The sequence below is a fragment of the Nocardia sp. NPDC057440 genome, from assembly GCF_042802915.1.
Classification (GTDB): domain Bacteria; phylum Actinomycetota; class Actinomycetes; order Mycobacteriales; family Mycobacteriaceae; genus Nocardia.
The window spans coordinates 101,634-114,087 of record NZ_JBHVDF010000013.1 but is presented as its reverse complement, the minus strand read 5'-3'; the positions used below and the strand labels follow the sequence as shown (position 1 = coordinate 114,087).

The window sequence follows — 12,454 nt, the reverse complement described above, 5'->3', positions numbered from 1 at the left end:
GCACTCAGCGGGCCGTGATCAACAGATCCTTGTGATGAAAATCACGCAAGCTGAATAAGTTCCAGATAATCCTGGGACCAGTGGTCCTCGGTGCCGTCCGGAAGCAAGATCACACGCTCCGGATTCAGCGCCTCGGCCGCGCCGGGATCGTGCGTGACGAGCACGACAGCCCCCGCATAGCTACGCAATGCGTCCAGCACCTGCTCACGCGAGACGGGATCGAGGTTGTTGGTCGGCTCGTCGAGCAGCAGCACATTCGCCGCCGAAGACACCAGCCCGGCCAGCGCGAGGCGGGTCTTCTCACCACCGGACAGCGTTCCCGCGGGCTGATCCAGCTGCGGGCCGGTGAACATGAACGCGCCCAGCAGGCTGCGCAGCTCCTGCTCTCCGGCATCCGGTGACGCGTGCCGGATGTTCTCCCACACCGATGCGTCGTCGTCGAGCGTGTCGTGTTCCTGGGCGAAGTAGCCGATCTTCAGACCGCGGCCCTCTTCGAGTCCACCCGAATCCGGGGTCTCCACGCCCGCGAGCAGCCGCAACAGCGTGGTCTTGCCTGCACCGTTGAGTCCGAGCACCACGACCCGGCTGCCCTTGTCGATCGCGAACTCCACACCGGTGAAGATCTCCAGCGAGCCGTACACCTTGGTCAGGTTCTTCACCATCAGCGGCGTCTTGCCACAGGGCGCGGGCTCAGGGAACTTGATCCGCGCCACCTTGTCGGCGACCCGGATGTCATCGAGCTCCGCCATCAGCCGATCGGCGCGCTTGGCCATGTTCTGCGCCGCAGTGGCCTTGGTGGCCTTTGCGCCGAGTTTGGCGGCCTGCACGCGCAGCGCGCTCGCCTTCTTCTCGGCATTCGCCCGTTCTCTGCGCCTGCGCTGTTCGTCGGTGGCGCGGGCGTCGAGATACTTCTTCCAGCCCATGTTGTAGATGTCGGCCTCGCCACGCACCGCGTCCAGGAACCACACCTTGTTGACCACGTCGCCGAGCAACTCGACATCGTGGCTGATCACGATCAGTCCGCCGTCGTGGTTCTGCAGGAAGCCCCGCAACCAGGTGATGGAGTCGGCGTCCAGGTGGTTGGTCGGCTCGTCGAGCAGCAGGACCGTGTCGGAGCGACCGCCACTGCCGTCGGAGGCGGCGAACAGGATGCGCGCCAACTCGATTCGCCGGCGCTGGCCACCGGACAGGGTGCGCAGCGGCTGGCCGAGCACGCGGTCGGGCAGGCCGAGGCTGTTACAGATGCGCGCGGCCTCACTCTCGGCGACATAACCGCCCAGCGACGAGAAACGCTCCTCCAGCCGTCCGTATTTGCGCACGGCTTTGTCGCGTTCGGCGTCATCGGCCACCTCGGCCATCAGCGCCTGCTGTTTTTCCATGTCGCGCAGCAGTGCGTCGAGTCCGCGCGCGGAAAGGACACGATCGCGGGCGAGCACGTCGAGGTTGCCCTCGCGCGGGTCCTGCGGCAGGTAACCGATATCGGTGGATCGCAAGATTTTTCCGGCGTAGGGTTCGCCCTCACCTGCCAGAATGCGCAGCGTGGTGGTCTTGCCCGCGCCATTGCGCCCGACCAGTCCGATCCGGTCGCCGGCCTGCACCCGCAGTGCCGGCCCCGGGGCCGACAACAGGGTGCGGACTCCGGCCCGGACCTCCAGGTCCGTCGCGGTGATCACAGGCTTCTCCTCACGGATACGTGGTGCTGGTCGGTAGCTGCTCGATTGTGTGACGAGATCAGCGCAAGAACCACCGATTTTACCTGGCCCCGGAGACCGCTCTTACACCCAGCGAGCCCGGTGTGACCTCGGTAACGCTCGGGGACCTTCCGATGCCGGTCGTCCCCGTCGCCACTCCTGCTTCCCTCCGGCGCGGATGTCGAAAAGTTCGGCGGGCCGCGGGTGGATGTCGTGGAAGCGCGCGGGCCGTTTCGATGTGTGCCCAACCGCTGGAACCGCGATCCGCCGCCGCGCGTGGCCACCGCGCCTGCCTTCGGCGGCGTGAGGTGTGTATTTCCTTGCCACACTGAAGAATTGGGAGCCTGTTCCCATTGATGAGGACGTGGCCACCGGCGCAACGATCACAATCTCTAATGGAACAGCGGCGTCATAAGGAGCGAGTCGATGAAGCCTGAGGCATGGGGAGGCCGTGGTGACTAGCAGCGAGTTACCACAGCTGATCACCGACCTCGACGCCGCTGCCGACGACGAGCCGACTACCGACCAGCCCGCTGCGCCGGGACAGCCCCCGCCGGAACGACAGTCGGACGTCGTAGCGAAAACGGCTCTGGCACTGGCGAATCTGGGTCGGAATCTGTCCGGGGCTCCGGCACCGCCGAATCTGTCCGAGGCCGCGGCGCCGCCGAGTCCCGCCCCACCGTGGCACGGGTTGCCGTCACTGCGCCCCACCCCCGCCGTGGGCACCAGCGCGGCACCGACGGCACCTGCCACCTCGACGACCACGCCTGCGGTGCCCGCGCAACCTTCGGTTACGCAGCCACCCCCGGCTGCCGTCACCCCCGCCGCTGCGGCACCGGCATCGACGGGGCTCGATCCGGAGATGCTCGCGCAGCTCGCGCCCACCGTGGGCTCGGCAGCGCTGTCCGCGCTGCCGATGCTGGCCTCGGCGCTGGCAGGGCTGTCCAAAAAAGATTCCGGGTCCCCCGCCGCCGCGGCTCCCGCCGTCGACGACACCGGTGCCGGCCTGACCCCCGAAGCCCGAGAAGCCCTCGCGGCGTTGGAGAAACTGGCAGTCCTGTACGGCGAGGAAGGCGGTGACGTCACCTCGAATACCGGCAGCCTGGCGACCCGACCCGGCGCAGTCGACGGCTCCGGCGCCACCGCGGCAGCCCTGCAAGCGCGGTCACTGTTCCAGAAGAACGCGGCGACGGCGTTCAATGCCCTCGACAACGGACTCGTGAGTCACCTGATGGGCCTGGCCGGATCCAACCAAGTCGACAAGAAGGCCATTCTTCGGCTCATTCGCGAGGTCAATGTGCAATTGGCCGAGCTCGGTCCGAACGCCTACACCAAGGCCGGACAGCAGAAAGTGCACCAAATACTTACCGCCGCGCTGCAAAAAGCCCAGACGATCGTCGGCAGCGGTCAAGCGAACGCCTCCGAAACCGCCGCGGCAGTCAACCAGCTCACCAACCAGTACCTCAATGGATTAGTCGGAAGGCAGACAGCGATCGGCGGCACCGGGCAACCTGGCGACGGGCGTGCCCGGCTGCCGCTGGACCCCGGGAGCTACCGCGTCAGTTCCAGCTTCGGCCCCCGCCACGGCGACCACCACGGCGGTATCGACCTTGCGGCCGCTGCGGGCACCCCGATCTACGCCGCTACCGGTGGCACCGTGATTCAAGCAGGCAACAGTGGCAGCGGCTACGGCTACCACGTGCGGATTCGGTCCGCGGACGGCACCGAGACCATCTACGCCCACCAAACCGCAGGCAGCATCCGTGTGCGAGTGGGCGATCAGATCCCCGCGGGAACAGTCATCGGCGCAGTCGGATCGACCGGCAATTCCACCGGCAACCACCTGCACTACGAGGTTCGCCAGAACGGCCGAGCGGTGGATCCCCGCAGCCAGCTGGCCGCCAATGGGCTACAGGTATGAGCGCGGTGCCTGCCCGACCCCGGACCACGGCGCCGGTGGAAAGCTCTCCGGACTGGGCACGCCTGATCAGGCCACACATGTTGTAGCCACGCCGTGCACGAAAGCGTCAGACCGAGGCGACCTCCCACACGAACCCGTCCGGGTCGGTGAAGGGCCCGGTATTGCCGCCGATGACGATCCGGTGTGACCCGGTGCCCTCCGGTGCGACGCCTGCGTCCTTGGCGGCGGCACGGCGCCCGTAGAGCGCCAGCTTGACCGAAGACGGCGGGGTGTCGAACTCGACGTACTTGCTGCCGAAACTCTTCGCCACGGCCAGACCGCGGTCGAGGTAGAACTGCTTGGTCGCCTTGACGTCCTCGACCCCGAGCAGCACCACGAAATCGTCGACCTCCCGGGTGGCCGGGCCGGTGTTCTTCTTCGACGACGTCGCGACCTTCCAGATCGCCCCATCCGGGGCCTGGACGACCCCGCCGTAGCCCCAGAAGCTCTTCTTGGCCGGCTTCAGCGTCGTCGCGCCTGCGTCGAGAGCGGTGCCGATGAGGCTGTCGACCGTGCTCGGCTGAGACACCACGAGCGACAGGATGAAGCCACGAAAACCGGTCGTCGGCGCCTCCGAGGCACGGACCCGCACCCTGTCGCCGAGACCGAACGCGGCGGCATAGAAGGCCACGGCGGCCGCGGGGTCGGGCACCTCCAGGATGACGGACTCGATAGAGGTCTGGTGAGTGGTGATGTCCATGGCAGTCACGCTAATTGCTGCTCGGTGACCGGCGCTTCTCGATTCCTGATCGGTTCGGTCATCGGCTCGCCACGCACGGCGACATCCCCACCGTCGCGCACACCGCGTGGATCCGGATGACGCGGATACGGGGTCTTGTACAGAAACGCCCGCCGTTTGGCTTCGAACCCGAGACTGTCTGAGAACAGGTTGCGCGCCATCTCGCCGAGTTCCTCGAACTCGTAAGCATCCAACGGCTTGTCGGCCAGATCCCGGGCCAGCCGCCCGCGCGTGCGCGTCATCGTCGACAACCACCGCTCAGGCTGGACATACTCGCGAGCCAGCGCAATGAGCCAGTCGTCGAACCCGATATCGGGGCCGACGTGATCGACGAACCCGATATCGAGAGCCGCGAGGGCGTCGATCGGTTCGGCGGCCTCGAGTAGCCCGTGCGCGGTGTCGGCGCCGACGCGCCGCGGCAGGGTGTAGGAATGCAGCTCGGAGCCACCCAAACCCATGGTGCGATAGTGCGGGTCGATGACCGAGTGGCCGGTGGCGACCACAACATCAGCCGACAGCGGCAGCATTGCTCCACCGGCCCCCGCGGATGTCATCGCCACAAGCGACAGCTGGGGGCAGAACAAGATTTCCCGGCACAACGCATTGATCGCACGGATAGTCCGCCACGCCTGTTTCGCCGGTTCCGGCGAGATCTCGATCTCGCCCAAATGGAGGCCGTTGCTGAACACCGCGTGGCCGCGCCCGCGTACCACCAGCACCTTGGTGTCTTCACACGCTGCGGCCCGGATCGCGATGGCCAGCCGATGGCAGAGACTTTCGGTCATTCCGCCGTTGTACGAATCGAATGCCACCTCACCGATCTCGCCGACCGGGCCGAACCGCCGATAGGTGATGTCGGTGAACTGCCCGTCCTCGGCTGCCGCAGCACCAGTCGTGGCCGGGATCGTGCCGAGGGCGATCCCGGCTCGTGCAAGTACGGCGGTGGACGGGGCTTTGCACGACCAGCGATCGCCGAGGTCGATGCTCAGGTGGCCGACCCAGATGCTGGCGCCCCCACCGCAGGCCACTTCGACCGCATGATGGCGACGACTGATCAAGGTCCCCGGCGCCGCGTCGAGCCCACTGCGACCGGGGTGTGCGTCGTAGAGACGCACGGACCGCTGCGCCAGCGTCGAAACCACGCCCGGCGCGCCGTCGGCGGCGTGGATGTGGCGCAGAATCTGCTCGGGATCGGACGCCCAATCGAAGGCCCGGTCACTCTGGCGCATCAACCGCCGCGCCCTCGCATGCGCGATCGGGCGATGTGCAGTTTCCTGATCGAATGGACGGAAATTTGGGTCGGCGGCCTTGTCGGCTACTTCTAAAATGCACTCGATGGCAGCATTCGCCATTCGCCCGTTATACACGAGCGATTTTCGGAGACGCGGCAGTGTGAAAGTCCGTGTCGCCCAGACAGGTCCGCTGTCGAACGCATCAACCGCGGAGAGTGCTGTGACACCCCACAACGGCTCGTTCTCACTCACAGCCCAGTCGAGGCTGCTGCCTCCGCGATCGCCGACCGGGCCTGGGTGGATAACGACGGTAGGCCATCGCGTATATACCGATTCCGGAATGCGGACAGTTAGGAATGGACAGATCACCACATCGGAGTCGCATGTCTCGACCGCTTTTTCGATATCGCTGCTGATGGTCACCACCGCTGTACGCACCAGTCGTCCAGAGCGGCGCAATGCCAGCCGGGCGCGCCTGGTCAGGCCGTTGTCGGCGCTGCTCACAAGGAGAATACGCTGCTGCACTCTCGACCCTCTCGATACGCCCGCATCCGAACCAGCGGTGCCAGAATCCGAATCGAAACCACTCGCGTGGAACTATCGAGTTCACCACCCTCAGAGGTCAACGCACTCCTCCGATTCGTGTGCACCCAATTATTGTGCATACAGAACGCGGGAAACCAGGCCATTGACGACCTATCAGTCGGCCCGGCTACTGTGAAATACAGAAAATCCTTTCTTCTGCCGATGAATGGAACAGGGACTCCGAATTGGCAGCAACCGTGGGAGTTTCCGTTTAGAATGACCCCTCGTTCACGAGGGGCTAGCGCCCGTTTTCCGGGTTCGTCGACAACCACTACGTGATCGCAGGCCGCGAAGCCACCGAATGTCGAGGCCTACACAGCGCTGAGCGAATCATCGACAACGGCGGGCTGGAAGTTCGACAATGATTCCGACGCCCTTCGAACACCGGCAAATGCAGCTCGACGGTGGCGAAAACCCGTACCCGTCAGATCTGGGTTGCCGCCGGTATGCGCGAGTCCAGCAGAGACCACCTGAGCGACTGCCCGAGAACAGGGAGTCACACGCGGCAGCGTACGGCGCCATGAGCCCGCAGACAGAGCGAAATCGCTCAGATCATGTGACTGAGGTAACCGTCGAACACAATGTCGATGCGGATCCGCAGGGCTCGCGTTGCGCTATCCCCGCGCTGCCACACATCACCGATACCCGCCCACGCCTCGCCGACTCGGCTCTCCAGGTGGTCGGCGTGGCTGACGCGGACATTCTCGCGCCCGTGATCCCAAGGGCCACACCCGTGTGCCCACCGAACTCGATGATGCCGCCTGCATCGAGGTCGGCACGCAGCCGCATGGGTCTGACAGTGCCTCCGATCCATCACGTGAACACCGTGCCCGCGCCGAGGGCCTACTACGGACTCCGCGCAGTCGATAGCAGCGGACGAGTCACAGCCAAGGAGGTCCTGAACACGCTGGGCTGGGCGTGCCGACGATCGCCTCGAATGGTGGCTCGTTCACGGCCTGGTCGTCGTCGGCGGCACCGACAGCACTCTTCGGGACCGAGGCATCACACGTGGCGGCAGGCTCGGCATCGACACACAGGGCAACGTACGGCTGTCCATGCGCCCGCGTCGCGTCGCCGCCATCTCTTCCGGCAGCCGCATACTGCTCGTCGCCCGCCCCCGCGAGAAAACGCTGGTGATCTTCCCTTCGCCTGTGCTCGACGACGTCGCCGTTCGGTGCATGGCTGAGCGCGGTATCGGGGCGGAATCATGACCGCCGCGATAACGACCGACAAGATCGCCACTGCGGCAGCAGTGCTGCAGAGCCTCGGTGTGTCAGCGCGGGACCTGCTGCACGCTGCTCCACACCGACCACAGGTTCCGGCCTTCAGAGAGTATGTGCCGGTTGTCTACAACGCTATGCCGGACACCGTGACCCGTGACGGCTATATGGCCTATTGGAGGAAGGTCTTGGCCGCATGGGGCGACCGCCGAATCGACGCGCCAACGGTCTCGGAATTCAAGCACCTCACGGCGACTTTGGTCAGCACTAGGGTGGTGCGACGCAGCGACCGCGGCGGGCATAGCACCAAGGAACACTTCTTCCACGCAATCCGATGCCTGTATCGGTTCGCTGTCGACGACGGACACGTCGCTGCCACAGAGGATCCGTCCGCCAAGCTGGAGAAACCCCGACCTCGTCCGTCGAACCGGAGAGCACTTCCCGCCGACCTACTCGAAGAGATATGTCGGGTCGCCGTCGTCACCAGCGACGACCCTGAACTCGACAGCCTCATCCTCCGCCTGCACATCGAGACCGCCTGCCGTCTGGAGGGAGCCCTCAATCTGCGCCTGCAAGATCTCGACCCGACACAGTGCTTGATCCGGCTACGTGAAAAGGAGACGAGGAGCGGTGGCAACCAGTCTCACCAACACTGATGGCAGGGTTGCTGCGCCACTACCACGAACGCATCAACCTGCCAGGTGCCACGCGACCGAAATCCCGAAACGGTCGTCCCGTCAGCGCTGCGGCACATCAACGACTGCTGCGATACCGCTACGGACCCCCGATCAGCAAACGCCGCTACGACACCCTCTGGGCCCGGATCGGTACCGAGCTGGAGGTTGTTGCCATACAAGGGATCACCACACACTGGCTGCGTCACACCACGCTGCGTTGGGTGAACGTAACTTCGGCTTTAGCGTCGCCAAAGCATTTGCCGGACACGCACATACACACGGCCTGGGCGCTACCACCGTCTATACCCGCGCAGGAATCGAAGAGATCGCCGGACTCACCGGCGAGCCCCACCCCTTGCCGCCGGGCCAGGTCTGCATTGGCACCCTGCTGACCGAACCCACCCCTCGCGAGCACAACGCTGACATAACAAACGGCGGCAAACCGCACGGTCATCGCGCAGCACCCCGGCGAGCGCAGCAAAACACGACCGAGGTCCACGACCTGAGCCATGCGCACCTAATGCCTTGCCATGCCGAACAACCTCGTCCAGGAACGACGCGTAAGCCGATTTTTGTTGCGCCCGTGTTGGTTCCAAGTCACAGAGACGAACTCCCGATGTCGCCCCCGGCGCGACCGCGGAGCCTGGTATCAAGCCGGCAAGATTTGAACCTGCGACCACTTGACACAGGTTCCAATCTCATCGACATGCCTCAGCGGACCCCAACACACCTGGTCACAGCCGATATCTATACGCCAGCACCCGCCCGTCATGTCCCATCAGATCTGGACAAATCCCATCAAAAATGTGAGATTTTGGTGGGAAGGATCGAATGACAGAATCCGCCGTGGTCCAGCCACTCAAACCCCGTTGTGAGACATTTCGATCTTGCTTCGCACTAGCCGCACTGCGGTCCACGTTCGCGACAGCGCCGACGGCGTGTCAGAGTGCGACACGCCAAGCACCTTCCGTACTAGAAACTCTTCAGCAAATCGCTACCGCGTCATCGCCGAGCGGGGAGCGCGGCCCCGGACACCAGGCATCCCGCTAGTTCATCCCAAGTCGGCATGGACGGCAAACACCGAGGCGCCCACGACCCATGTCCCTCCTGACCTCTCGATCCGACGACCGGTAGCGCTCACCCGAAATCACTGCCACACATGGGAATCCACGCGCGCAAACCGGAAGGGAAGCGCTCCCCCAAGGACAGCGCTGGCACGGCCGTCAACATCAGGGCACGTCAACACACGTCCACGTCAACATCCCGGTCAAAATCCAGTTGACGAAAGGCCAGAGAAATACCCTCTGAACTGCGGCTATATCAAACTAAAACTGTGAACGAAGGGGACTCGAACACCTAACCCCCACACTGCCAGTGTCGCAAGAACATTCCAGCGGGTGGGCTCCCGTCCATCTCGTCCAGGCCAGGGGCCATACCCCGTCCTGGTCGACCACACCGTCCCGCCCGCACGTGCCTGTCTTGGCAAGCTCTCGGCAAAATGGCGAAGAGATGAAACCAGTTCCTGACCTGGGCAGCCGACCTGCTCGGGCACATCCTACCGAGCTACCCTTCGGACTCGGCCGTCTCGGCGCGTACGTCGAAACCGTCCACGGCCTTGGACGCTGACATTCACTCCTTGTGCACATCGAACGGCAACAAATACGGAGTGCGGACCGGCGGCGATCAGCGTGTGGGCGGAGTCGCCGTGGATGGCTTGGGCTGCTAGCAGGGCGAAGAGCTTCTTTGCGAGTGGCCCCGGCTATGTCCTCCGGCGTCCAGCGGGCACCGTGCTGTCCAGATCAGCGGCCCAATTGTTTTCCGCCACGGCCTGTCCATCGATCCGCTGTGAGCAAGGACCCACTACGAGGACGGCGGCGGAGTCGACGGCAGTCCGGCGCAGCCTGCGTAGGAGTCGACTGCTTCGCAGGGTGCGGCCTCGCGGGTCGGCTGATAGCCGTCGGGCACACCGCCCTCGGCAATGATCGTGGTGTAGGTGGGGACGGCGTCGGTGGCCTTACGTTCGAGGGCGTCGGGTTTGCCGACCACATCGACCTGGTAGAGACCGAATCGAGGACTGTAGCTGCCCCATTCGTAGTTATCGGTGATGCTCCAGTAGTTGTAGCCCATGAGACTCACGCCGTCGGCCTTAGCGCGCTGCAACCAGTAGACGGTGTCACGCAGATGATCACTGCGGGTGTAGCCGTCCAGACGTGTGCCACCGTCCTCGATGGGCATGCCGTTCTCCACAACGTAGAGCGGCTTACCGGGAAATAGTCCCGAATACCGTTTCAGCGCGTAGTAGATGCCTTCGGCCCGCACAGTGAGCTGCGAGATGCCGCTCAGTGGGGAATCGGCGATGGCGCGAGCCGGAGTGGACACACTCGACGGCGTCGCACTGCGAGCGAAGTAGTAGTCGAGGCCGATGTAATCGAGCCGGTCACGGATCTTCGCGACGACCTGGCCGTTGACCTGCTCGTCCTCACCCGCGACATACGCGACATTGCTGGTCACCTTCGCGGTAGGACGCTTGTCGTGGATATAGTCGTAGATCGCGTTATGCGCCTCGACGACCCGATCTTCCATCACCTGCTGGTTGGTCTCGTTCTTGACCACCTCGTGCATGATGTAGGCGACAGGCTCGTTGATGGTGACCCATAAGGGATCTCGGCCGTCGTAGCGGTCGACCACCTTCTTCATATTGGCCAGCCAATGACTGACCATGCTGTCGGAGTCCCATCCGCCTTTCTCGAAGGCCCAGGCGGGGTACACCCAGTGATCGAGGGTGATCATCGGCCGCATCCTCGCTGCGACGATCTTGGCGACCACCTTGTCGTAGAAAGCGAAACCGTCGGCATCCCACTGATTGGGGCCCGTCGGCTGCAAACGCGCCCACTCGATGCCGATCCGGAACACCTTCACACCGAGCGACTTCGCCAGATCAATGTCGGAGGCGTACCTGTCGTAGAAGTCGATCGAGTTCTCGTAGGGTTCCAGACCTCTGTCCGCGATATAGCGCATCCAATTGCTGTCGGGCGCATGGCCTTCCGATTGGAAGCCGGAGGCGGCCACACCCCACAGAAATTCGGGCCCGAACGCAGGAGCGCCCGCTACAGGCCATGGCGGAGCCGCGGTGCCCACACTGGGCACCAGCAGTACAGCCATCGAGGCCGCGACCGCACTCGTCACCTGCCGAGTCCAAGTGCGCATGAACCGTGAATCTAGCCGCGCGATAGCTGGACTATCGGCAGGCACCGTCAACCCGGCGATTTCGCATCGAGTTCTCCCATCGCCGCGCGACGGATCACGGTGTCCGTCGCCAATGCCGCACCACCGAAACGCCAGGACCTTGCGAGGCTGCACCATGCACGCGAAAGGTGCTGTGTGCTGCCTATTCCGGCAGAACCATTGAGCGTGCTGACTCGTAAACTCAGCGACTACCGCGTTCTTCCCACCAACGTCGGCCAGCCCTACAGCGAAGCAGCCTTCGACCCGACCGATTCCGAAATCGTGAACCGCATCTCCGCGCTCCACGTCTCACCGACCGCATACAACACAGCCGCCTGCCCCTTCGAAAGCATCGACCTTCATGGACAGCCGCGCTCGGACTACGCACGGGCCCCTGATGATTGAGGGGTGGTTCTGGCAGCGGAGTAAGTCAGCGACGCGCGTAGCCGTCCAAAGGTCTTCGTACTCGTTGCCCGCTTTGTCGGCTACCCCGCCGGGAAGCACGGGAAGTCGGCAAGCTCACCCGCAAGAAGCGGGCCACGCCGCGTGCGGCGGATCTGGAGACGCTGAAGGCGCTGCGTGCACAGATGGAACTGTGGGTGTCAGGTCAGAAGATCGAAGGTTGCGACGCGTACGTCAGCGGCCCCAAGCGCAGCCGAGTCATCCTCGACGTGACCGACATCGCGTTGGGCACAGGTGCCCGCCCTGCCGAAGTTCTCGCCATCCGTTGGTGTGACCTCGACCTTGCAGCCCCGGTTCCGTTGGCGACCATCTCCGGCACGGTTACCCGCGACTCCGAGAAGGGATTACACCGCCAGGAGTTCACCAAGACCGAAGCCGGATACCGCGTCCTCAAGCTGCCCAAGTTCGCCGTGACAACCCTTCTGCGGCTCAAGCTCGAAGCCACACCGAACGATCTCGATCTGGTGTTCCCAGACCGCAAGGGAAACGTCCGGTGCCCGCACAACTTCCGCCGCACGTGGCGACAGGCGCGTGGAACCACATTCGATTGGATCACGGTGAAGACGTCGAGATCGACTACGACGATTACTCCCGCGCTAAAGCCGTGTCTCACGTGGATGATTTTGCGGGTTTCTTGAAGCCTGTCAGCGCGGCGGCGAGGGT

General features: G+C 64.2%; 9 protein-coding genes. 4 read left to right on the top strand and 5 right to left on the bottom strand.

Going from position 1 to position 12,454, the window contains the following annotated elements; genetic code table 11:
- Window positions 1–41: 41 nt before the first annotated feature.
- Entirely contained in the window at window positions 42–1,673 is a 1,632-nt protein-coding gene (locus ACFU4Z_RS25240; RefSeq protein ID WP_379067127.1) for an ABC-F family ATP-binding cassette domain-containing protein, read from the bottom strand.
- Between the two features lie 472 nt (window positions 1,674–2,145).
- Here ACFU4Z_RS25240 and ACFU4Z_RS25235 point away from each other — a divergent pair, with 472 nt between their 5' ends.
- A complete protein-coding gene (locus tag ACFU4Z_RS25235) occupies window positions 2,146–3,612 on the top strand; it encodes a peptidoglycan DD-metalloendopeptidase family protein (protein WP_379067125.1) in 1,467 nt (488 codons plus the stop codon).
- Window positions 3,613–3,718: 106 nt separating this feature from the next.
- On the opposite strand, the gene ACFU4Z_RS25230 is transcribed toward ACFU4Z_RS25235, so the two are convergent.
- Complete coding sequence (locus ACFU4Z_RS25230; protein WP_379067123.1) at window positions 3,719–4,351, bottom strand: glyoxalase; 633 nt, start codon at window positions 4,349–4,351, stop codon at window positions 3,719–3,721.
- A 5-nt stretch (window positions 4,352–4,356) separates the two neighbouring features.
- Window positions 4,357–6,126, bottom strand: coding sequence for an enoyl-CoA hydratase-related protein (locus ACFU4Z_RS25225; protein ID WP_379067121.1), 1,770 nt, complete (start codon window positions 6,124–6,126; stop codon window positions 4,357–4,359).
- 1,288 nt (window positions 6,127–7,414) lie between these two features.
- On the opposite strand from ACFU4Z_RS25225, the gene ACFU4Z_RS25220 reads away from it, so the two are divergent.
- The gene (locus ACFU4Z_RS25220) at window positions 7,415–8,083 is read left to right on the top strand and encodes a hypothetical protein (protein ID WP_379067119.1); all 669 of its coding nucleotides are present in this window, start codon (window positions 7,415–7,417) and stop codon (window positions 8,081–8,083) included.
- 223 nt (window positions 8,084–8,306) lie between these two features.
- Here the strand turns inward: ACFU4Z_RS25220 and ACFU4Z_RS25215 are convergent, their stop codons facing one another.
- Together ACFU4Z_RS25215 and ACFU4Z_RS25210 are read right to left on the bottom strand one after the other, a co-directional pair.
- Complete coding sequence (locus ACFU4Z_RS25215) at window positions 8,307–8,615, bottom strand: hypothetical protein (protein ID WP_379067117.1); 309 nt, start codon at window positions 8,613–8,615, stop codon at window positions 8,307–8,309.
- A 1,349-nt stretch (window positions 8,616–9,964) separates the two neighbouring features.
- Window positions 9,965–11,311, bottom strand: coding sequence for a family 1 glycosylhydrolase (locus ACFU4Z_RS25210; RefSeq protein ID WP_379067115.1), 1,347 nt, complete (start codon window positions 11,309–11,311; stop codon window positions 9,965–9,967).
- A gap of 174 nt (window positions 11,312–11,485) precedes the next feature.
- On the opposite strand from ACFU4Z_RS25210, the gene ACFU4Z_RS25205 reads away from it, so the two are divergent.
- Window positions 11,486–11,734 (top strand): hypothetical protein, encoded by a 249-nt coding sequence (locus tag ACFU4Z_RS25205; RefSeq protein WP_379067113.1) that lies wholly within the window; start codon window positions 11,486–11,488, stop codon window positions 11,732–11,734.
- Window positions 11,735–11,928: 194 nt separating this feature from the next.
- Window positions 11,929–12,429: a hypothetical protein gene (locus tag ACFU4Z_RS25200; protein ID WP_379067111.1), complete on the top strand. Its 501-nt coding sequence runs from the start codon at window positions 11,929–11,931 to the stop codon at window positions 12,427–12,429.
- Window positions 12,430–12,454 lie beyond the last annotated feature (25 nt).